The following is a 22,013-nucleotide window of genomic DNA, read 5'->3' on the forward strand; positions in this document are numbered from 1 at the left end:
GCCTATTTGTACATGTACGCATGATTAATTAATTGGCTTGTTTGTAAACGCCCTGCTAATAACAGGGCGTTTTTCTGTCTGTTATTGAGCTGTCTATTTGCGCATCTTCAAAGCAAGATTTTTTAATCTGTTAGCTTTTATCCAACACAATCCATCAATAATCAGGAAGGCCGCCAGGCTGACTCCCATTAGGGGTAGACAGCAGGCCAGCAACAGGGTTGGGGTCAGGCATAGGACTTTACCCATCAACGTTAAGCGGCCAAGTGAGGACAGCAGGGAACCTTGTAGCGGGAAGCGTTGATGCTTAGGGCGACGTCGCCACCACATACTGTAGCCAATAACAATGGTACTGCACAGGCCTGCACCAAAGGCGACCAACAAGAGTTGATTGGCCACGCCGAACAGAATGCCCATATGAGCATCAATGCCCCAGCGAATCAGTTTTGCTACCAGAGGAAACTGTTGAAAATTGAGCTGATCGACCACTTGCATCGTGGTGATATCAAACGCCCTTGCATCCACCTGCGTGGGCCAACTACGATCGATTTCGGTCACGGTCCAAGCATGATTGGCACTGGCTCCGGGGCGAATTTCTACTCTGGCTGCGTCAATTCCTGCTAATCGGGCCTGTTCCAGTACCGCGTCATATCGCCAAAGTCGGTAGGACGGCATTGCCATCCCGGTAGAATGGGCATGGCAGTGAGGGGCGGGTTCTCCGTGGGGTGAATAGACCCGGGTTTCGTAGACACTTTTTTGCCTCATAATGGAGGCCTAATGAAGGAGTGTTTATGTCAGTCAAAACGTTCACTGAAGAATTCAAAATTGAAGCTGTAAAACAGATTAACGAGCAGGGATACCCTGTTTCTGAGGTTGCGGCACGACTTGGTGTTTCCACCAATAGCCTTTACGCATGGATCAAGCGTTACCAAAAACCCGAACCACAGCGCAAGCAGGACGATGCCCTCCAGCACGAAGTAAAGCGCCTCAGGCAAGAACTTAAGCGGGTGACTGAAGAGCGAGATATTTTAAAAAAGGCCGCCGCGTACTTTGCAAGAACGTCAGGCTGAAGTACGCCTTCATTAAAAAAATGTCGACCTTTTATGCGGTACGCCGGTTGTGTCTGGTTCTTGGCCTCCATTACAGCGGTTATTACCAGTGGCTAAAACGGCCTCAATCTCTGCGCGCCAGGCAAGATGAGCGCCAAACAGGCCTCATTAAACAACTGTGGCTTGAAAGTGGTACGGTTTATGGTTATCGAAAAATCTGGCTCGACATGAAAGACTTGGGTGAGCGAGCTGGGCGTAACAGGATCGCGGGCCTAATGAGGCTTGCAGAGTTGGCTTCTCAAACCGGATATCGGAAACGCCGCTATACGGCGGCGGAAAACATCAGTTGCCAACCCTAATTACCTTGAACGCCAGTTCATTGTTCCTACCCCCAATACGCATTGGGTGAGTGACATGACCTATATCAGAACGCATGAGGGATGGTTGTATCTGGCCGTTGTTCTCGATCTTTTCTCGCGTCGGGTTATCGGCTGGAGTATGGGGGGGCGAATGACAGCAGAGCTGGTGATGGACGCGTTGTTGATGGCAGTGTGGCGACGTAAACCAACGGCAAAAGTACTAATCCATTCGGATCAGGGCTCGCAATATACGAGCGAAAGATGTCAGCATTTTATGACCGCTCACAATTTAAAAAGCAGCATGAGTCGCCGAGGTAATTGCCATGATAACGCGGTGGCTGAAAGCTTTTTTCAGTTGCTAAAACGAGAACGCATAAAGAAACGGATCTATAAAATAGAGAAGAAGCGAAGGCGGATATCTTCGATTATGTAGAGATGTTTTATAATGCTAAACGGCGTCACAGTGCCTGTGAAGATCAACCACCTGCAGTTTATGAAAGTGCCTGGTTCATGAGGCACGCAACCGTCTAGGAAACTGGGGTCTATTCAGGGGGCGGATTCTTCCGGGGTGAGTGCCGTAAGCAGTGAGGGTGTTTTCCATGCCAGCGTATCGCGCAAGAGTGAAATATTATCACCAGCCCATTTTGACCATGTCAGGCCGGTAACGGAGATAAACAGTAATAAAGGCAGAAGCGTCAGACCAATCAGCATATGACGTCGGCGATTATGTTGTTTCGAGTGCCTAGCCTGATGTTTTTTACGGCGTTGCGCTGCCCACATAATGACACCACCTAGTGCTGCTACCCACATCCATGAGGCTGCCAACTCGCTGTAATTACGGCCAACATCACCCAATAGCGCTCCGCTGTGCAGTTTATCCAGCCAGGTACGCAAGGGTAAGGAACCGCTGGAACCATATACCGCCATATCACCCAACACATCAAGAGTGACCGGATCAATAAATATTGCCCGACTTTCACCGCTATTCAGCCCCGTAGCATTAAACATGACCCGAGTGCTTTCACCGCTGTGCGGCGCAGGGCGAACAGCAATAATATTGGCCTCTTTACCGACGGCTCGTTGGGCTACGGCGATTTGTTGCATTAATGGTTTAGCGGAACCTTCGCTGGCTGGATACAGCTGTTCCGCATACAGTATTTTTTCAATATTGGGTGCAATGACATACAGGGTGCCGCTTAAAGCGGCAAAAAAAATAAACGGCGCAATAAAAAGGCCAATATAAAAATGCAGACGGGTTACCAGTGCCAGCCAGGCGGCGCGGCTTGAGGAAGTGATTGCGGTCATAAAATTTCCGATAGCGTTAAATAATATCAATAACCCGTTTTCTCCAAATTTTGCCGTACAAACGGGTGAGGCAGGGTTTCCCCTGCCTCTTGTTAGAACGCGGTATTAATCTTGCTTAATTAGCACGCGCCTTTATCTTCCCACACCAGACCCCAACCAGTGGAATCGCCGGTGGTGTCGGTGACTGCTGCATCGCCAGGTACGGAGTTGCCGTCAACCCACCATTTGCTCATATAGATACGGCCGTTATGAGTCACGGTATCATTAGCATTGTAAGAGGATTGTTTGCTCCAAGCTGGTGCAGAACATTGCTTGTCAGCGCCGTCAACTTCAGGTTTAACTTCCGGTTTGACTTCTGGCTTGACGGCTTCAACTTCGCCTTTAACCATAAAGTCGAAGCTCTGCTGCTGAGATTTACCTTGCGCATCGGTGCCGATGATCACCAGAGTGTGTTTGCCGGCTTTCAGGTTAGTCATTGCCATGGAGATATGCTTAGAGCTATCTTCCAGAGTGATATCTTCATAAGCTTTGTGCGAGTTATCAGGTGCGATAACTTCAGCCGTCAGCTCCATCTTGCCAGTGACTTCCAGATTGAAATGAATGGTCAAAGCGCCGGCAGCCATTTGGTATTCTTTTTTCATGCCGTTGGCAGAGAAGCTGGTTTGTACTCCTGTCGCTGCATCTACCGGAGCTTTTTCGATCTGAGTTTCAACACGAACCACTTCGCTGTTGGCATTGGTATAAACGGTATTGGCACCGTGGGTGGCCACTACCTTGCCGGAAGCATTTTTGTTACCTGCACGCAGATCTTTGTGGGTGTTGTTAACCTTGGTCGCCAGTGCGTAAGCCCAGTTGTTTTTCTTGCCTTCTTTCGCATCGGCAATAGCAATTTCCACCGCCAGATCGCTACGCTCACCGCGTTTGTCGAACATGCGCAGTTTCACGATGTCACCGGCACTCAAATCTTCACGCGGCTGAATGCTGCCGACGTTGGTAGCCCATTCAGAAACCACCACTTCACCGGATGCGCTACCGAATTCGGCGTCGATCATTTGATAGAATGTGCCCGGAGTATCAGAAACATCCCAAGCACCGTAAATGACTTGGTAACCGGTACGCTCTGGGACATCACATTCGTGAGTGGTTGAACTTGTGGTTGATGCTGGGCCACCAGGAATCACGCAGAATGGTGTCAGATCGAATGAATCACGCGTCAGAGGTTGGTTAGGGTTCCAATCCTGCTTGGTCATGTAGTATTTGAAGTCGGTAATAGGATGTGCGGCAAGGAATGTCCATTTGAAATCCTGCGGGCCAGACTGCATTTTGACTTTATGCCAGCGTGTTGCGGTTTGCTGATTCAGATTGACACTAAGATAGTTGGTGCCACTGGCCAGTTTGCCGTCTTCTGGACCTTGTTCCGGGAAGCCATCGGCGGTCTCACCAGAACTTTGTGGTTCATATTGTACAGCACCACAATCTTTGTTCATGTTTTTACCCATTTCACTACACAGGAAGTTACGTGATGGTGGGGTTTCGATGTAACCATGGGCCAATGCACTACCGCTGATCGACATAACGACCATCGCTAACATAATTTTATTCAATTTCATATTTTACTCATTATCCTATTAGATAAATAGATTCCGTTGCTCTATGCCAATGGAGTCCAGTTTTATTGTTTAACCTGAAGATTATGTTTTACAACTATTTTGTTACCGAATAATACTATCGGCGGTACAGAACATAGATGAATAGGGTGGGATATCGAAGTGTTTCGTCATTATAGAAATTAAACGATATAAATTAATGCATTAGGTTATTTTTTTAATGGCTGAGTCACTAACTTTATGATTGTTTTTATGATTGTTGTTTTTTATAAGGTGCGAGTGAGTAACTTAATAATAAGGAATTTGCTTATTACAAAAAATGATGGTTTTATTTTATGTAATTAAGGAACTAGTGGTGTTATGGATTTATATCCTGTACTAAAATTATCCTTTATTTATTTTTAACGAGATAATCAATGTTATCAGCTATGCGTAAGTTATCCTGGTGTTTGCCTTTACTATTATTAGCCGGTTGCCAGAATTCGGTGACTCAGGTCAGCCAACCGACGGCTCAACAGCAAATCAAGCAGTTGTCGGCACTGATTGCTGGGGCGCATTATTTACAGAAGGATTGCCAGCGGACGGATGTGCCTGATGAGGCTATCTTGGTTAAAACCGCGTTAAAACTGGCGACGGAACGTCATTGGGATATTAATACACCAGCTTATCAATTACTTGGCGAACATAGCCAGAAACGCTACCAGATGTTGGTGAAAGAGAACAATGCTGATCAGCAGTTGTGTACAGAACTTAATTTATTGATGGTCGATTTTGTGCATGAAGCGCAGCGCAGCGTAAAATAACACCGCGCTGTAATAAGAGTTAACGGTAGTACTGAAGGAATAGAATCCAGCCACCGAATGCGAGAAACGGCCCGAATGGCAGTGCCGTATTCAGTGGTCTGCCCCGTAGGAGACGTGCGGCCAGTGCGAAACTCATGCCGCAGAGCGAGGCGATCAAAAGTAAAGAGGGTAACGCCATCCATCCTAGCCAGGCACCTAATGCGGCTAATAACTTAAAGTCTCCGTAGCCCAGAGCTTCCCGCTTCGTCAACAGCCAGAACGACCAGTAAAGGCACCATAAGATCAAATATCCTGCGACAGCACCAATCACTGCCTCACTTAATGCCAACCGACTATCAAACAGGTGAAAAAGTAGCCCCATCCATAGCAGAGGCAATGTCAGATTATCCGGTAAGAGCAAGTGGTCAATATCGATCATGGTTAACGCGATCAGCATCCAACTGAGTAGTAGTGCGGCCAGTAACGGGCTGCCCAATGGGATGACTGCAGCAATAAACAAGGTCATCAACATCGTCATGATTTCAACCAGCGGGTAGCGCACTGGGATAGATGCCCGACAGTAACGACATTGTCCTTGCAGGAATAGCCAACTGAATACAGGAATATTATCTCGCCATTTCAACGAATGTTTACACTGAGGACAGTGGGAATGAGGTAGACACAGATTAAAACCATGCGGATTTTCGCGGGTTAACATCAGCGGTAGCCGATAAATAGCGACGTTGAGAAAACTACCGACACACAGGCCAAGAACCGCCAGCCCGCCCCACCACAGTGGCGCTATCATTTGAGCCATATAGAGCGCATCCATCATAATATTGCCGCCTCAGCACGTTGTAATACCAAGCTGGTGATATGAACCGCATTAGGGTTCTGCGCATCGACCGCCAGTTTTAGCTGGCTGGCTTGTAAGCCGTACTTTCTCTCGAGTAGTTCCAGCCAGCTCAATAATTGGGGAAAGGGCAATGTAAAGGGGGCTAAAACGGCTCGATTGGCACCGGCTTTCTGCAATGCAATGGTCAGATTTTGTTGTCTCGCACTTTCATGTACTGCCCGATCTGCCGGTACATCAGACCGCAGGGGGTGCTGTGCCTGTAGACGTACAATCCGCTCTTGTTGTTGCAACAAGGTGGCAAAGTCACGTTTAGCCTGCTGTAGGTTCAGTTCGCTTTGCTGCTGATAGTGATTCAGCGGTGCGAGAATGCCCCGAATCAGAATCAGTCCCAGGAGTACCAATCCACCGAGGGAGAAAATCCATTGCTCGCGTTTACTGTAGGTTTGCCAGTGCAGCTTAATCTTTGTCATCATGATGAATTCCTTTGACACTTAACATCGTGTTTTGCCGATCCAGTGCTTGGATGGCAATGCCGAGTTCCTGTGAATATTGACGTGGTAAACGCGACAAGAGTTCCTGTTCGGTCAACTTAAAAGTTAAAGTCAGGGTCTTTTCCTGCCATTCCAGTGTATTTGTTTTCGCTTCTTTCAGCGGCTGTAGCAGCGGTATCATGGCTCGGAGTTGTGCCAGTAAACCCGGTGGCGTGATACCTTTTTCCAATTGACTCATCTGCTGGGCGATGCCCTGAATCCATGATGTTGGCATGACGGCGTCAGGGAAGTTTTTCAGATATAACTGGCGGGTTTGGGCTTGTATTTGGTCAGCTTGTTGCTGGATACGGTAACCGTTGAGTATCGGTTGTATGGCAAAAGTCAGGAGATATATTGCAGCCAAAGCGATCGGTAATTTATTACGACGAGATTGGGGAGGGCGAGGCGGACTGAAATCACCCTGTAACAGGTTGATCGGGCTTTTCTGTGCACCTTCGGCTAACAGGGACCAAATTGGCTGAACGGTTTTTTGTAGCCAGGTTGATTCGTTATCCGGCCGCGGGCTGTAGGTTAGTATGTTTGGCAAGGTAGCATAGCGACCTAAAATACAGTCCAGTTCTTGTTCATCAGCACTGAATCCTTGCTCCGCCGATTGGCGTATCAGCCAGGTGTTTTTTAAGCGAGCGGCAGTCCAGCCAGCGGAAGGTGAAGGCAATGCCAATACATCAGGTAGCGCCTTGGTGGCACGTAAGCCCGCGTTTTGTAACCAGTCTAACCACTGTTGCAGCAGGTTTTTATCCACTGCGGCCAGAGCAAACTGTGCGCCTTGCCGATGCAGTACCGTAAGATGCAACTGCTCGACATCGCCTGGGCAGAATGTTTCCAGTTGCCAGGCAAGCGCTGAAAGGTGCTGACGACGATATTTCCCATTGAATGTGACGGTGTGAAATAGCACGCTTTTAGCGGGAATCAATAATGTTATCTGGCTGGTTGCGGCCAAAGGTTGCAATTCATGTAATGCTGTTTCATCAGCCAGTTCCCCTTCCTGCGAATCGCCCTGTCGCGGACGGTGATGCCAATGGATGGGCTGTCCCGCCTGACTATCGAATGCAATGAATAATTCATTGGTTATTTTTTTGTTGTTGTTTAATAACATGTTTTTCATTTCAATCACCAAAACCGTATTGACGGGAAAGGACGCTAATAGTCTGCCGGTTACGTTGGAGTCGGCTGCGTAACCTATTACTGTGTTGTTCTTCATCCAGCCATAACAACAGCTCAAAGTGGTCGCTGGTCAGCGTGATGGCGGTTTTCGCCCGAGCAAAAGCGCCATGGTTCTCTTCGATAAAGGGTTTGAGATCATTGACGCTGTTCCAGCCATTAGCTGGTCGGCTGGCAATAAGCTGCTGTGCCTCCTCAACAGACATTTCCCCAAGGAACAGGGCTGATAACAGCGGCGCTTGTGCTTGAGATAACGTATTAATATTGATGCGTAAATTCTGATTTGGCAGTGTACAAATCAGCGGCTTCAACCGTAGGTATAGCGCCTGATCGACACCGGGCAGCACTCTGAACTCGCTGATATCCAACAGTGGACGGTTAGCCGGAACCAGTATCGGTCGCTGCTCAAGATACTGTGCAGCCTCGCTGCCTCCACTACGGGAGATATCGTCGTTATCGATCCAGTCGGCCAGCGCAAAAGTCACTTGTTGCGCCCGGGCAGCATCCAAGCCTTGCGTACGCAAGAGATGCTGAAAAACTTGTTGGGAATAAGCTATCGAGGTTTTTTCTTCCTTATTGTTCTCTTTTCCTTGTTCCGGCATCGGCGGCTTTTTCGCGTCCGTATCGACCTCTATTGGGGATTCTGCCTCTGGTTTTGTTTCAGTCGTCCCCCCTACGCCACGGCCCTGAGCTATGCCATTCAGATTAAAACAGGCCTGACGGTCTCGAATACTAAAGTTGACCTGATTGCCGTCCAATGTGAGGTGTTGCGGCGTCCGCGCCCAAGCCTGGCCCAAGTGAACGCTATCTGTGGGTAACGGCAATAATTGTTGGCGCTGAACCAGCGATTCCATACTGAGCAACAGCCACTTGCTTTGCTGATGAAATTGCGCGCTGCTGGCACGGTTAAATGCCCGTAACCCGTAGTCATTCATATTTACCGCGATCATGGTCATCATGGCGGTAATCATCAATACGACCAACAGAGCCATTCCTCGCTGGTGGTGGTTTCTTATCGTTCTATTTTTCATGGTTCGTCGTCAGGAAGATAACCCGTTGCAAGATGCCAAAATCGTCGGTATCCAGCGTGACCTCCACGCCCTCGGGCAGGATTCGGCCATGACTCCAGCTATCCTGCCAACGGCCCTGTGACCAAAAACGCAGCTTGAAGGCGTTAATATTGTCCAGAGTGACACTCAATTGATGCGGTATTTGCTGGTGACTATCTGGTTGCTGATGGCTCACTCGCTGAAGCTTTCCTTGCTGAAAACGCCAGGTTACTTTTTCCAGACTAGAGCGATGGAGAAAAGCCGCAGGATTACGCCAGTTATCGTGAATCAGTGTCAGACTGCGGTTATTTCCGGCCTGCGAAAGGCGAAAGTCATCGGGAAAAGGGGGTAATGCCGACTGCGCAACGGGGCGAATTCGTGCCTGAGAAATATCGCGCTCCATCAGCGTAAAAGCGCGCTGAATAGCCGCCAACCGGGTAGCGTGCTGCTGGGTCAGTTCGCTGTTACGCAAAACCGCTTGCAGTAGTTGATAACCGGCGATGCAAAGGATCGAAAACAAAGTGATGGCCAGCATCATTTCTAACAGGGTGAAGCCCTGCTGTTTAGGCGGGGTCATGATTTAACCTGATAGCTGCGTAATTGGGATAATGGCGCGGCGTAGTGATCGTCCTGACTGACTTCAATTTCCAGTGCGCGTAATTGCGCATCCGAAGTGGCGACCCCACGCCAGCGCCAATACCAAGTGAGATCGGCCATCGTGCTCTCGCCCTGATGCCAATTCTCGGCTGGCCAGACATTTTGCAGGCGCAGCCTGACTAATTGGTTTTCTGCAACCCAGGCGGCAAATTGTTTCTTTTCGAGGTGACTCAGATTTCTGACTTGTTCACCGGTACTTTTAATGACGGCCAGACCGGCTAACGCCAGCACAGCAAGGGCAACCAAAACTTCCAGTAGTGTCATTCCACGGCAATTCATGCGGATGAAGTCCTCTTGGGTTGGTTATGGCTCAGTGCATTATCAGATATTGGCGCAGCCTCAGCATCAGGCTGTATACCTTGCTGGGTGATACGTCGGGTTTGTCCATCCGACTCAGTCAGCGTTAGTTCGAATATCGAGCTTTCTCCGCCAGGGAAAAAGACAATTTTCGGCTCATTAGCCAGGCTATCATCCAGCGTCGAACTGAGTGGAACCGGTTGATCTTGCAGAGTCAGTTCGAGGCTCAGGCTCTCAGGTAACTGGTGCTGTGGCCTTAATTTACGGTGGCTGATGGGGTGCCAGTAATGGCTTGGCCACAGGTAACTTTCCCCTTTATCGTGGGGTTGACCATTCAGTGTCATTAACTGCCATGTATTATTGGTAACGGAAAGCCCGTAGATCTTGCCATCCTGTTCGGCTTGTTGTGCAGCCCACTGTAACGCCATGGCTAACCGGTCTGTTTCCTGATTTATTTCGCGTGAAGACGATAGACTATTGAGTACCAGCGTCGCCATACTGCCCAGTAACACCAGGACCAGCATGATTTCCATTAAGGTAAATCCGCATGCTTTGGTTGTAGCTGCTCTCAAATGCATTAGTGCTTTTCTCCGCCATCAGCACCAATGTCCCAGTTATTAATATCGTCAGCTGTTTGCGAAATGCCATCGGGACCAACGGAATAGACATCTACTGCGCCGTGCTCTCCCGGGCTAGTCAATTGATATGGGCTGCCCCACGGATCGGACGGTAGACGGCGAATATAGCCTTCGGCTCGATAGTTTCGTGGTATCGGTGAAAGAGTCGGTTTAGTGACTAACGCATTCAAACCCTGATCGGTGCTGGGATAGCGATTGTTATCCAATTTGTACATATCCAACGCATTCTCCAGCGTTACCAGATCGCTCACTGCTTTTTGATTATCGGCCCGGTCTTTATTTCCCATCAGGCTGGGAATGGTGAAGCTGGCGAGCACGCCAAGAATAACGATTACCACCATAATTTCCAGCAAGGTAAAACCACCTTGGCAATGTTTATGCGATAACGTAACAGGCTGATTTTTCATGCGTAAATATTCCTTGAATCAATAAATAGGGAATTAACCCATCATGCTATTGAGTTGCAAAATGGGTTGTAGAATGGCGAGGATGATAAACAGCACCACACTGGCCATACTGACGACCAACAGTGGTTCAAATAGTGTCAGTGCGATGGTCATCCGGCTGACGAAGGCGCTTTCCTGAATATCGGCCGCCCGTTCCAGCATGCTGTCCAATTCGCCGCTATTTTCTCCGGAGGTAATCATATGGCGCATCATCGGCGACAATAGGCCGGTATAGTCCAACGCCAGTGCCAAGCTGCTTCCTTCCCGCACTCTCTCGCTGGCCTCAATCAACCGTTGGCGAGCATAGTTGTTGACCAGCACCGAAGCGCTGATATGCATCGCATCCAGTAGCGGTACGGCGCTGGCGTTGAGAATACTGAGCGTGCGGGCGTAACGCGCGAGATTAAGGTCTAGAACAACCCGACCGATTGACGGTAAGCTCAGCATTTTTTTATGCCACCACAGCAGATTTTTGGCGGATTTCAACCACTGACGTACCGCCAGCGCAGTCAATAGACCCGCCAGCAGTATCCATAGGCCAACGTCGCGTAATCCATCACTCAGCGAGATAAGAATGCGGGTAGAAAGTGGCAGAACTTGCTGCATATGGATAAATTGCTCGACCACTTTGGGCACCACGGCGGTGAGTAGAATGGCCACTACGGCAATAGCAACCAACGTCAGCACCAGCGGATAAATCAGCGCCTGTAGCATTTTGCTTTTTAACTTCTGACTCTGTTCAGCATTATCAGCCAGCCTTAATAACACCTTATCAAGATGACCGGATGCCTCGCCGGCCGCGATCATGGTGCGAAACAGCGGCGTGAAAGTTTTTGGAAAACTGGCCAGTGCATCGGCCAACGGCAAACCTTCCAATATTTTATTGCGGACTTGTTCCAGCAATGCACGATGGCGTGGTTTTTCACTTTGCTGCGCCAGCGCCTGCAAAGCTTCCTCCAACGGTAATGCAGCCGCGACCAGCGTCGACAATTGGCGGGTGAGTAACACCAATTCGCTGCCGCTAATATTGTCCTGAGAACCCCTCCAGGGATGGGAAAGCGTGCGTGAGGTGCTGCTTTCCTGTGTCAGACTGATCAGCGTCAATTGTTGCTCGCGCAATTGTGCCCGCGCGGCACGGGATGATTCTGCGCTGAGTGTCCCTCGGCATTTTTTCCCTTTATCTGTAACAGCCAAATAACGGTACTGCATCATGGTTCAGTTGCTCTTGTTACGCGTAAGACTTCTTCAAGACTGGTGATTCCCGCCAGCACTTTCTCTATTCCGTCATGGCGAATAGTTTGGGTTTGCCGATAAAGTTTCCTTTCTAATTCAACCTCGCTACATCCTTGTGAAATGGCTTCGCGTAATGAGTCTGTAACCTGCATCAGTTCATGTATGCCGGTACGGCCGCGATAGCCGGTGAAATTACAATGTTCGCAGCCTTCGGGATGATAAAGGCTATGTGTCCGATGATCGGATGGCGTAAAACCAAAGCGTTGCAAAAACTCGGCGCTGACCTGTTCTTGACGGCGGCAGTGTAGACAGAGTGTGCGCACCAGCCGCTGAGCCAGAACACCGATAAGGGAACTGCCGAGTAGAAACGGCTCCACGCCCATATCACGTAAGCGGCCAATGGCACCGCTGGCGCTGTTGGTGTGCAAGGTGGAGAGCACCAAATGCCCAGTTAACGAAGCCTGTACGGCAATTTGTGCGGTTTCGGTGTCGCGGATCTCACCAATCATGACGACATCAGGATCTTGCCGTAGGATCGCCCGTAGCCCACGGGCAAAAGTCATCTCTACTTTGGGATTAACTTGAGTCTGGCCAATATTGTCCAGATCGTATTCGATGGGATCTTCTACCGTCATAATATTGAGTGACTGGTTATTTATCTGCTGAAGAGCCGCATAAAGCGTGGTACTTTTGCCCGATCCGGTCGGCCCCGTCACCAGAATAATACCGTGAGGCTGTGCCAGAATTTGACCAAATAGTTCACGCTTATCTTCGGTCATACCCGAATGAGACAGGTCGAGTCGCACATTGTTTTTATCAAGCAAACGCATGACTACCCGTTCGCCGTGGTTTGACGGTAAGGTGGAAACACGAATATCGATCGCCCGACCAGCAATACGCAAAGAGATTCGTCCATCCTGGGGTAAGCGTTTCTCAGCAATATCCAACTTGGCCATGACCTTAATTCGCGATACCAACAATGCCGCTAGTTGACGGGGGGGGGAAAGAATCTGGCGTAATTCACCATCAATGCGAAAACGAATGGCGAGTTGGCGTTCGAAAGGCTCGACGTGAATATCTGAGGCGCCTTCTTTAATCGCTTCCCCCAGCATTGCATTAATAAGGCGGATTATTGGTGCGCCATCATCACTGTCTAGTAGGTCATCACTTTGTGGTAGCGCATCGACTAATTGATAAAAATCGATCTCGTTGCCCAGACTTTCCATCATTTGGCGGGCTTGATCGGAGTCTTGCTGATAGCGCGCCACCATACATTGATCGAAAACTTCGTCACTGACGAGTTGCAACTGACAGTGCGGCAGAATCCGTCGGGCTTCCAGCAAGGCTTCCGGGCTGGTGGTTTGTCGAAACACCAGTTGTTCGCCGAAAGTCGGGTGTTGCTGATGCAACACCCCGTGCTGTTGTGCCCAAGCAAAAGGCAGTTGTGGCAGTGACGTCGATACTTGGCTCATCACGCCCCCTTGGTATAAAAGGAATCAACATCTTTTAGCAAATCGCTTAGAGAGCGACCATGGGACAGCGCCTTATCTAAATTTTCATTCACTCTCTGCCCGTTAGCACCTTTATCCGCGCCTTGTTCCTGGCGAAACTTATCGAGTTTTTGCTGACTGGCATCAATATAGCTGTCTTGCTCACGAATGATTGTCGGGCGAATAAACAGCATTAAATTTCGTTTAACCATTTTCTGCGAGGTTGAGCGGAACAAAAAACCAATGCCAGGAATATCGCCTAGCAGGGGAACCTTGCTGGTAATATCATGGCTGGTGCTATCCAGTAATCCACCCACCACGACAATATTGTTGCTCCCAACCATCACGGCATTTTTTACTGTGCGGGTATTGAAAGTCGCGCCAAGATCACCGGTTCCGCCCGGCGTTTTTTCGGCCACGCTGGAAACTTCCTGTTCAATTTCAAGCAACACGGAGTCGCCTTTATTGATTTGCGGTTTGACTTTTAATTTAATACCGACGCTTTTACGGTCTACTGTTCTGAAAATATTATCCCCAGTCGTGGTTTGGGAACCGGTCAGAATAGGAACTTCTTGACCGACGCTGAATTCGGCTTCCATATTGTCAAGCGTGACAATACTCGGCGTTGCCAAAATATCGTTCTGACTATTCGTACGCAGTGCCGTAAACAGGCCACTCCAGTTACCACGATAAAACCCGGTTGCCAGACCCGCGACACCATTCAGTGAACTACCGATATTGTTAGCAGAGATAGAACTGGCCGATGCGCCGGTATCCGGGAAATTGCTTCCACCGCCATGACGGTTAAACCATTGCACGCCGAGATTCAGATCGTCATTGTCCTGAACTTCCACAATGATGGCTTCGACCAAGACTTGCGCCCGACGAATATCTAACTGAGTAATGACTTGTTCAAGATCACGCAGTAGGTCTGGCGCGGCATTGATAATGAGAGAGTTAGTCTGTGCGTCGGCTTTAATAACCACATTTTTTAGCATGGAAACGGCTGCTGTGGTTTGGCCTTTGCCTTCAGGTTGGTGGCTACTGACACCGCTGAGGACGTCCAACAGGCTTTCAGCCTTAGCAAATTTCAGATAAATAACTTTGGTATTACCGTGGATATCACCTTGTTTATCCAACTCTTGCACCGTATCGACCATTCGTTTGCGAACTTGCTCTTCGCCGCCGATCAATACTGAATTGGTGCGCTCGTCAGCGACAATTGTTGCCGACATCCTGCCGTTGGAATTTTTTCCGCTGCTTTTATGCAAGGATTCGGCAATACGAGCGACTTCAGTGGCTGAGGCATACTGCAATTTGATGGTTTCAACCGTATGATCACCGGCTTTATCCACATTTTTAATAATAGCGACCAATTGATTAACCACTGCCGCCCGGCCCGTCAATAACAAGACATTTGACGGATCGTAGTGAACCACAGTACCGAAGGCAGCATCGTTTAACTGGCGCAATAAAGGAGCCAGTTCTTTGGCAGCAACGTTATGCAATGAAACCACGCGCATAACGACCTCATCACCTTCAACCGGGTTTTCACCTTCGATTAACGGAATGGCAGAACCTTTGGCATTTTTGGCTGGGATAATCTTGATTACATCACCGGGCATATTGACCACGGTAAAACCATAAACTTCTAATACACTGAGGAAGAAGGGATAATAGCGTTCAGGTTCCAGTTCCTGATAGCTGCGCACACTGATATTCCCTTTTACTGCCGGATCGATAATGGCGGTTTTATTCAGATTTTTACTGACGGTATTGATAAACTCGTTAATATCCGTGTTCTTGAAGTTTACAGAAAACGTTTCTGCACGAGAATATGGTGCGTAAAGTGCATAGGTCAGGAGTAGCATGATCACGCAGAAAGATAGCGTTCGACGGCTTGATTTATGGGCGCTACGATTAAAATTTAAGGATATATCGCGTTTAAATATCATTTTTTTCATCTTTAATCTAATAGTAAGAGTAAGGCCAGCTAACGCTAATTCAATAACAGAGATTCGTAATTTCCCTGATGATTAATGATGACGCGATCGCCAAAAATCTTTACTACCTCGGCATGGTTTTCTGGTAGTTTATCGCCCTGGCTATATGACTGTTGGCGTTTGTTTTTTTCAATAATAGCTATGCTCTTTTCACGTACTGTACTGCTCAATATTCCTACCAGGCTAACTGCCAATTTGCTATTGGGAGCCTGAAATAATAATGGGTCATCGTAAGATAAATTACCCACACGAAAAGGAGATGGATAAGAGTTTATTGATTTAGATGAGAATAAATTCAACTGTTCCAATCCGGGAATATCTGGCTCTCGTGCGTTTTTCTTATTTTCTGGGAGCACTGGCATCGCTGCATCGGTTGGTTCAATAGACAACCAAAGTGGAATGACATGATGCTCTATGCGCAGCATAATCAGAATGAAAAGCAGTAAACCGACAAAAGTGTTTATCACTGTGTGGTTTAAGTACTTTGTCAAAACAGATGAACGAAAATAATTGTGTATAATCAAATTAAGACCATTAATTAAGGTGTGAAAAAGGAACGGCCAAGGTTAAAAATTCGGGTTAGCGTCGAATTAAGGTGGCTTTTTCGTACTGTATTATTTCCTTTTTTCTTACGCTGATTTATTTTTTGGCTAAAATGAAGGCTATTGGTAGTCAATAAACTTTCGTTCAATTTAAGACCATAATTAGGGATGGTGACAATTAACTCTCCAGCAATATTGTAGCGTTGCAATAATGCTCGCAACTGAAAGATTAGTTGATGGTAATTATTATCACTTATCCGTTGATGGTTTTCGTACCACACCAGATTAATGATTTGTCGTTTACAATTAATCCCTTTAAGTAAGGCAACTAAAAGTCTTTTCTGTCCTTCATTCAACGAGATGGTTTGTTGGCAACTGTTGATAACTAGCTTATTTAGCGAACACTGTAAGGTGAAAATATCTTTATAAGTGAGGGTCTCATCGCTAAGTAATTGGATACATTCCTCTCGCATTAACATGTTTTTACATCCTCAACTTGTACATTAAATTTAATGTTTTTATGATTTAATTCTAGGTGCGCAGTATGCCTTGCATTTTACGCTCAGGCACCCAGCGCTATCTCTCTGTGATAGAGAGTTGTCTTAAAATGGATTTTTTTCTTGCTCCATTTAATAGAACGAAATTAAGTTAACTGATTGATTTTAATTGAATATATTTAACATTCAATTCATCTTAATCCGTAAGAGAGTCTTAGTGATAAACTAATCATTTCTAAAGAGACATACGGCGGAGTACTTTTTTACCACACAATTCATGTTTAACCACTGCTGCTATATGTAGCACTATCAATGTACCCAGCGTAGCGCAAGAAAAGACATGGACAGTGTTAAACATTCCGGTAAGAGATAAGTCATGAATAGGTTGTGGAATAATGAAAAGATCAAAAACATTGATATCTCTTTCCATCATAAGAACACCGGTAATCAAGACTAACGTGATATTCAGATAAAGAAGAAAATGCACAAAATGTGCTATGAATCTGGTGAGTGAGTTGGTATTAATCTCTTCCGGATTTTCTGATGTAAAGTAAAAATAAATTCGGATAATAAAGACAGGGATAAGTAATGTTGTTAGTGAAACATTGATAAATGCGGTCAGAGTTTTTAACTCATCCGAAACATTAAATAGGCCAACATAAAAGCCGGTTACTGTAGCCCAAATGATCACAACAGCAGAAATCCAGTGTAATATCACCTGCTGCCAGGAATAATTTTTCTTCATTTAATTTCCTATTAGAATTAATAGTATGGGGTTGTATAACTCGTTTTTCGCTTTACCCGTCAAAAAAAATTGCCCTATACAAGCGGCAATGAGGGCGTTAACTGGACTAATAAGCGGTAAAGATAATAATAGTAATAACTGACTTTCCGCTTTTGGAGCGAGTGTTACCTGATTACTACTTAGAAATATAGGCAATAAAAATAAACAGCGTTGTTAGATATTAATTCACATTGCTATATTCTGAATGTAGTCTAATAGGAATAGTTGCAAAATGTAATTGGGTGCACTCTCCAATTGTTGTGGGAGTTATCTTACTCGTCATGTTTTGACTTAACGTGGTAGCTATGTAATAAAACATCACTGATGTGTTTTTAAACTTATCTATTTCACTATGCTGAAAATATTATTGTTAACATATCCGTCAATATTTTTTGACAATCATTATCAGAAGATTGACCTCTATTCTACCGGATTGGGCTTTTATGCTGTTTAGTTGATGTAATCTAAAAATTATAGAGTGAGCGCTCTTACACCTCTAGAGTTATTGGCTATCGGTAGCAAGTATGTTTGATATTGCTCCACGATTTTCTGGTGACTAACCGCTAATGATAAGAGGCCGTCTATGAGTAACCATATAATTACGCCATCCCCTGTAAAACTGATTAGCTTCGCAAAGCTAAGCCAACATCATCAAGATAATGACTCTCGCGGAGAAATAAGACGGTCGGGCCTCAGTGTCAAGATGATAAGTCCCCCATTTAATGTTAGCGACAGCCAGCATAATCTAGAGACTGCTGTGAACCGCTATGGAAGAGAGGGCCTTAAAAATGTCAAAAATGAAAAATCAGAAAGCGAGAATTTCATTCCTGGCATGGTGGTAGAAGAGACGAAAACGGGTGGGTTGAAAGTCAATATTTTGATGGGCTCAGTTCCGGCTGAATCTAACTCTAACGTGCAAAAGACGGCACCTGAATGGGGACAAAAATTTGCTGAAGTTAATAACTGTAAACTTAAATGGGAGATGGTCAACTAGCGATAATACCGATCTTTCTTGCTGCGAATTACATCGTAGTACAGATTTATTCGTTAATAAGTAGAAGTATTAACTCGGCGTCTGGCCGTGGTTATTAGAGCCAGACGCTGAGTTATCCTACCGTTTTTTATTGTTTATCTTCATTCCAACCCGGAGATGTCATATCCTGCTTGCTTTCAAAATACAGGAATGCGGGTTTACTTCCTTCTTGAGAACCCAGGCGTGTTTCGATATTTTTATCATCTGTGTTTACACAGAATGAAATTTCACTCTGGCCTTTTTCCCAAGCGGCTTTCACCACATTGGCAATACTTTCCGAATTTCGATACATGGCATTACCAGACCAACCCATCCAAGATCTCGCCACCCATTTCCCTGAACAAGAAGGGGCATTTTCCTGAGTAATTCCATACTCATCCCAATCATTGCTGGTTTCATAGAAATAGAGCATATGCTGTTCTTTAGACGCAACATTCGCGCCATAAAAATGGATATAGATATCTTTATAGGGAAGATCTTCGACGACAGATTTGTCTGGCACATTGAATTTAAGATAAGCAACTTTCTGCTGCTCAGGTGACTGTCCCTTTCCTTTCTTTATCAGCATGCTATCTGCATCACCAAAACGAGACGTCGCATAATCACCACCGCGAACATAACTGTCTGCGCTAGTTGGAAAGGCAGTGAACGGGATGTTCTTGTCACATTTTCTTTCCTGATTCAAACAGTTATCAACGACATACTCTATTGCATCCTCTTTCCATCCATTAAAGAAATCAGCGTGGGCAGTGTAAAGACTACCCCATTTTGGGATCGCCTGACCTTTTACCATCTCAGGATTCATCGATAATTTAAGTGCCGAAATATCGGTGTTTTTGGGTAGATGGTAGCCAATATTCATTTGTAGCTGTGGTATTTTTACCGGATAGTCTGACGGACAGACGCCGTTGATATCATGAACCGCATTTCTTGGCCCGTGGTGCGGCGGTTTGATGTTTTTGCCATCCCAGCAGTTTGGGAAGCTAAATGAAAGACTAAATAGCGTATTTTCACCGTCATAAAGTGGGCAAGATGCCGGAGGGTCATTGTAGTAAGTGCCCCCGTTTTTATTAATGTGACATAGATAGGATACTCCCGGTTTAGAGCGGGTACTTTCATGTTCGCCAATCATTAACTGTAAACCTGCCGGGAATGGGACAACCGGATAGCGAATGTCGGTATTGCGATAATAGGTTTTCATCATCGACGGTTTGATGATTTCGCCGGTACTGGTGTTCAGCATCTGTGGTGACCAGTAGGCTGAGCTGTCCGCTCTTGAAGTACAGGTTGTTTCGGGGGTGGCATGTAAATCACCAACGGTAGTAAAGGCATCAGTTTCTTTATTACCGTAAAAATCATGTACCATTGATTCTCCCGGCAGTCCAAACGCCATCATCGGGTCATCAGGCAAGGTGTGGGATAAACCACATTCTACGTTGAATATTCCCCATTTGGTTGGCGTTTTTTGCTGGGCATTAATAGTGGGTTTGTCACTATTCTGATGGGCAACAACAGTGGCTATTGCATGACCACTTACACTACCAATGAGTAAACTTCCTGATATAAGTAATAGCTTTTTTCTTGCCTGATATTTCATCATAACCCTGTTTAAAGAGACGAATAGAATATGACTATTCTCCATTTCATACGGATAAATGCCCGTGAGAAAAGGTTAAAAACTGGGTTATGTTCTTAAAATAAGCTCGACTAAGGACTTAAAAAAACTCCCAACAAATATCTTGTCAGGAGTCAGTTAACGCTCGGGCAGGTCGTTACGATTGATTTATCCGCAGCGGTTACATTTGGCAGCTTGAATTATCTGGAAGAAATCGTTGCCTTTATCATCAACCAGAATAAAGGCTGGGAAATCTTCAACTTCGATTTTCCAGATGGCCTCCATACCCAGCTCTGGGTATTCCACACACACCAGACTCTTGATGCTATTTTGTGCCAGTACTGCAGCTGGGCCGCCAATACTGCCCAGATAGAAACCGCCATGTTTATGGCAGGCATCGGTGACTTGCTGGCTGCGATTGCCTTTGGCGAGCATAATCATACTGCCACCATGGGATTGCAGTAGGTCTACGTAAGAGTCCATGCGCCCGGCAGTCGTTGGGCCAAGCGAGCCGGATGCATAGCCTTCTGGTGTTTTTGCCGGGCCAGCATAATAGATTGGATGATCTTTTACATACTGCGGTAACCCTTCACCATTCTTCAGGCGTTCTTCCAATTTTGCGTGCGCAATATCACGGCCTACAATAATGGTGCCGCTAAGGGAAAGACGAGTGGAAACCGGATATTGAGACAGTTCGTGCAGAATCTCTTTCATTGGCCGGTTCAGATCAATTTTCACGACTTGACCTTCAGTCGATTGGCGCAGATGTTCAGGGATATATTGCCCCGGATTTTGCTCCAGTTTCTCCAGCCAAATACCTTTACGGTTTATTTTGCCTTTAATATTACGGTCAGCAGAGCAGGAAACCCCCATTCCTACAGGACAGGAAGCTCCGTGGCGAGGTAAACGGATCACTCGTACATCGTGGGCAAAATATTTGCCGCCAAATTGTGCACCTAATCCTAATTCTTGCGCTTCTTTCAGTAGTTCCTCTTCCAACTGAATATCGCGGAATGCCTGACCGTGTTCATTGCCCTCAGTCGGCAAGCCATCGTAATATTTGGTAGACGCCAGTTTTACTGTCTTCAGCGTACTTTCAGCCGAGGTGCCACCGATAACAAAGGCAATATGGTACGGTGGGCAGGCTGCGGTACCCAAAGTCCGCATCTTCTCGACCAAGAAGGTTTTTAGTCGCTCTGGAGACAACAGCGCCTTGGTTTCCTGATACAGATAGGTTTTATTCGCCGAGCCACCGCCTTTGGTCACGAACAGGAATTTGTAATCTTCCCCTTCTGTACTGTACAAATCAATTTGTGCAGGCAGGTTACTGCCGGTATTCACTTCTTTATACATATCCAACGCTGCATTTTGCGAGTAGCGCAGGTTATCCTCTATAAAGGTGTTGTAAACACCACGGGACAATGCTTCTGCATCATTGCCACCGGTCCAGACTCGCTGGCCTTTTTTCCCGACGATAATTGCAGTACCGGTATCCTGGCAGGTTGGCAGAATGCCTTTGGCGGCAATTTCAGAGTTACGTAGAAATTGCAGTGCAACATATTTATCGTTTTCGCTGGCCTCGGGATCATCAAGAATAGCGGCCACTTGTTTTTGGTGAGCAGGACGAAGTAAAAACGAGGCATCGTGAAAGGCTTGTTGTGCGAGTAAGGTGAGGGCTTCTGGCTCGACCTTCAGAATATCATGACCTTCAAACTGCGAAACGGAGACATGATTATTGCTGACCAGATAATACTCGGTATCATCTTCCTTTAAGGGGAAGGGGTCTTGATAGTGGAACGGTTTATTAGACATTTTATCTCACTTGCAACATCAGTTATCGAAACTAAGGTAAATCAAGCCGGTATATTTTTTTAAGTATCCTTTGGCTCCGATCCTACTATATGTGGAGATAGCTAAGCGATGATGCCATACCTTTTATAGGGGGTAGATCGCATTTTCAGTACCTATTTATGGCGTAATCAAAAATAAGCTGTTTCAACGTAGCATTACTGAAGGTTATTTTTTATTTTTCCAAAAAGTCATTACGCCCCCGACGACAATC

General features: G+C 46.5%; 21 protein-coding genes and 1 pseudogene. 3 read left to right on the top strand and 19 right to left on the bottom strand.

Annotated features, from left to right (window positions below; translation table 11 throughout):
* Nucleotides 1-93: 93 nt before the first annotated feature.
* Nucleotides 94-762, bottom strand: a complete 669-nt coding sequence (locus tag DJ39_RS06680) for a PepSY-associated TM helix domain-containing protein (RefSeq protein ID WP_139127573.1) — start codon at nt 760-762, stop codon at nt 94-96.
* 26 nt (nt 763-788) lie between these two features.
* On the opposite strand from DJ39_RS06680, the pseudogene DJ39_RS06690 reads away from it, so the two are divergent.
* Nucleotides 789-1,936: pseudogene (locus DJ39_RS06690) on the top strand (IS3 family transposase).
* Nucleotides 1,937-1,951: 15 nt separating this feature from the next.
* On the opposite strand, the gene DJ39_RS06695 reads toward DJ39_RS06690, so the two are convergent.
* Entirely contained in the window at nt 1,952-2,710 is a 759-nt protein-coding gene (locus DJ39_RS06695) for a PepSY-associated TM helix domain-containing protein (RefSeq protein WP_230596561.1), read from the bottom strand.
* 119 nt (nt 2,711-2,829) lie between these two features.
* Nucleotides 2,830-4,320: an N-acetylglucosamine-binding protein GbpA gene (gbpA, locus tag DJ39_RS06700; protein ID WP_004722689.1), complete on the bottom strand. Its 1,491-nt coding sequence runs from the start codon at nt 4,318-4,320 to the stop codon at nt 2,830-2,832.
* 425 nt (nt 4,321-4,745) lie between these two features.
* On the opposite strand from gbpA, the gene gspS reads away from it, so the two are divergent.
* A complete protein-coding gene (gene gspS / locus DJ39_RS06705; protein WP_004722686.1) occupies nt 4,746-5,120 on the top strand; it encodes a type II secretion system pilot lipoprotein GspS in 375 nt (124 codons plus the stop codon).
* Between the two features lie 19 nt (nt 5,121-5,139).
* On the opposite strand, the gene DJ39_RS06710 is transcribed toward gspS, so the two are convergent.
* From DJ39_RS06710 to DJ39_RS06775, 14 genes are all read right to left on the bottom strand, one after another.
* On the bottom strand, nt 5,140-5,931 hold the full coding sequence (locus tag DJ39_RS06710; protein ID WP_004722684.1) for a prepilin peptidase: 792 nt from the start codon (nt 5,929-5,931) through the stop codon (nt 5,140-5,142).
* On the bottom strand, nt 5,931-6,428 hold the full coding sequence (gene gspM, locus DJ39_RS06715) for a type II secretion system protein GspM (protein ID WP_230596562.1): 498 nt from the start codon (nt 6,426-6,428) through the stop codon (nt 5,931-5,933). Before gspM ends, DJ39_RS06710 begins: the two co-directional genes overlap by 1 nt.
* Nucleotides 6,412-7,611, bottom strand: a complete 1,200-nt coding sequence (gene gspL / locus DJ39_RS06720; protein ID WP_004722681.1) for a type II secretion system protein GspL — start codon at nt 7,609-7,611, stop codon at nt 6,412-6,414. The genes gspM and gspL overlap by 17 nt, the downstream gene beginning before the upstream one ends.
* A gap of 1 nt (nt 7,612) precedes the next feature.
* Nucleotides 7,613-8,698, bottom strand: a complete 1,086-nt coding sequence (gene gspK, locus DJ39_RS06725) for a type II secretion system minor pseudopilin GspK (RefSeq protein WP_230596563.1) — start codon at nt 8,696-8,698, stop codon at nt 7,613-7,615.
* Nucleotides 8,688-9,293 (bottom strand): type II secretion system minor pseudopilin GspJ, encoded by a 606-nt coding sequence (gene gspJ, locus DJ39_RS06730; protein ID WP_038251265.1) that lies wholly within the window; start codon nt 9,291-9,293, stop codon nt 8,688-8,690. Before gspJ ends, gspK begins: the two co-directional genes overlap by 11 nt.
* On the bottom strand, nt 9,290-9,652 hold the full coding sequence (gspI, locus tag DJ39_RS06735; protein ID WP_038244547.1) for a type II secretion system minor pseudopilin GspI: 363 nt from the start codon (nt 9,650-9,652) through the stop codon (nt 9,290-9,292). Before gspI ends, gspJ begins: the two co-directional genes overlap by 4 nt.
* On the bottom strand, nt 9,649-10,248 hold the full coding sequence (gene gspH / locus DJ39_RS06740; protein ID WP_045844477.1) for a type II secretion system minor pseudopilin GspH: 600 nt from the start codon (nt 10,246-10,248) through the stop codon (nt 9,649-9,651). Before gspH ends, gspI begins: the two co-directional genes overlap by 4 nt.
* Nucleotides 10,248-10,715 carry a type II secretion system major pseudopilin GspG gene (gspG, locus tag DJ39_RS06745; protein ID WP_004722674.1) on the bottom strand — a complete coding sequence of 156 codons (468 nt, stop codon included), beginning with the start codon at nt 10,713-10,715 and terminating at the stop codon, nt 10,248-10,250. Before gspG ends, gspH begins: the two co-directional genes overlap by 1 nt.
* A gap of 33 nt (nt 10,716-10,748) precedes the next feature.
* The gene (gspF, locus tag DJ39_RS06750; protein ID WP_038244544.1) at nt 10,749-11,966 is read right to left on the bottom strand and encodes a type II secretion system inner membrane protein GspF; all 1,218 of its coding nucleotides are present in this window, start codon (nt 11,964-11,966) and stop codon (nt 10,749-10,751) included.
* Nucleotides 11,963-13,459, bottom strand: a complete 1,497-nt coding sequence (gene gspE, locus DJ39_RS06755) for a type II secretion system ATPase GspE (protein WP_038244542.1) — start codon at nt 13,457-13,459, stop codon at nt 11,963-11,965. The genes gspF and gspE overlap by 4 nt, the downstream gene beginning before the upstream one ends.
* Complete coding sequence (gene gspD / locus DJ39_RS06760; RefSeq protein WP_038244541.1) at nt 13,459-15,432, bottom strand: type II secretion system secretin GspD; 1,974 nt, start codon at nt 15,430-15,432, stop codon at nt 13,459-13,461. Before gspD ends, gspE begins: the two co-directional genes overlap by 1 nt.
* Nucleotides 15,433-15,476: 44 nt before the next feature.
* Nucleotides 15,477-15,947, bottom strand: a complete 471-nt coding sequence (locus DJ39_RS06765; RefSeq protein WP_004722671.1) for a type II secretion system protein N — start codon at nt 15,945-15,947, stop codon at nt 15,477-15,479.
* 71 nt (nt 15,948-16,018) lie between these two features.
* Nucleotides 16,019-16,501 carry a winged helix-turn-helix domain-containing protein gene (locus DJ39_RS06770; protein WP_004722668.1) on the bottom strand — a complete coding sequence of 161 codons (483 nt, stop codon included), beginning with the start codon at nt 16,499-16,501 and terminating at the stop codon, nt 16,019-16,021.
* A 253-nt stretch (nt 16,502-16,754) separates the two neighbouring features.
* Nucleotides 16,755-17,264, bottom strand: a complete 510-nt coding sequence (locus DJ39_RS06775) for a cytochrome b (RefSeq protein ID WP_004722667.1) — start codon at nt 17,262-17,264, stop codon at nt 16,755-16,757.
* Between the two features lie 622 nt (nt 17,265-17,886).
* Here DJ39_RS06775 and DJ39_RS06780 point away from each other — a divergent pair.
* A complete protein-coding gene (locus DJ39_RS06780; RefSeq protein ID WP_038251266.1) occupies nt 17,887-18,297 on the top strand; it encodes a hypothetical protein in 411 nt (136 codons plus the stop codon).
* Nucleotides 18,298-18,424: 127 nt separating this feature from the next.
* Here the strand turns inward: DJ39_RS06780 and DJ39_RS06785 are convergent, their stop codons facing one another.
* Both DJ39_RS06785 and fumA read right to left on the bottom strand, forming a co-directional pair.
* Nucleotides 18,425-19,936 carry a DUF1996 domain-containing protein gene (locus tag DJ39_RS06785; RefSeq protein ID WP_004722664.1) on the bottom strand — a complete coding sequence of 504 codons (1,512 nt, stop codon included), beginning with the start codon at nt 19,934-19,936 and terminating at the stop codon, nt 18,425-18,427.
* A gap of 183 nt (nt 19,937-20,119) precedes the next feature.
* On the bottom strand, nt 20,120-21,763 hold the full coding sequence (fumA, locus tag DJ39_RS06790; RefSeq protein ID WP_004722663.1) for a class I fumarate hydratase FumA: 1,644 nt from the start codon (nt 21,761-21,763) through the stop codon (nt 20,120-20,122).
* Between the last annotated feature and the right edge of the window lie 250 nt (nt 21,764-22,013).

It is taken from the genome of Yersinia ruckeri ATCC 29473 (assembly GCF_000754815.1).
Classification (GTDB): Bacteria; Pseudomonadota; Gammaproteobacteria; order Enterobacterales; family Enterobacteriaceae; genus Yersinia; species Yersinia ruckeri.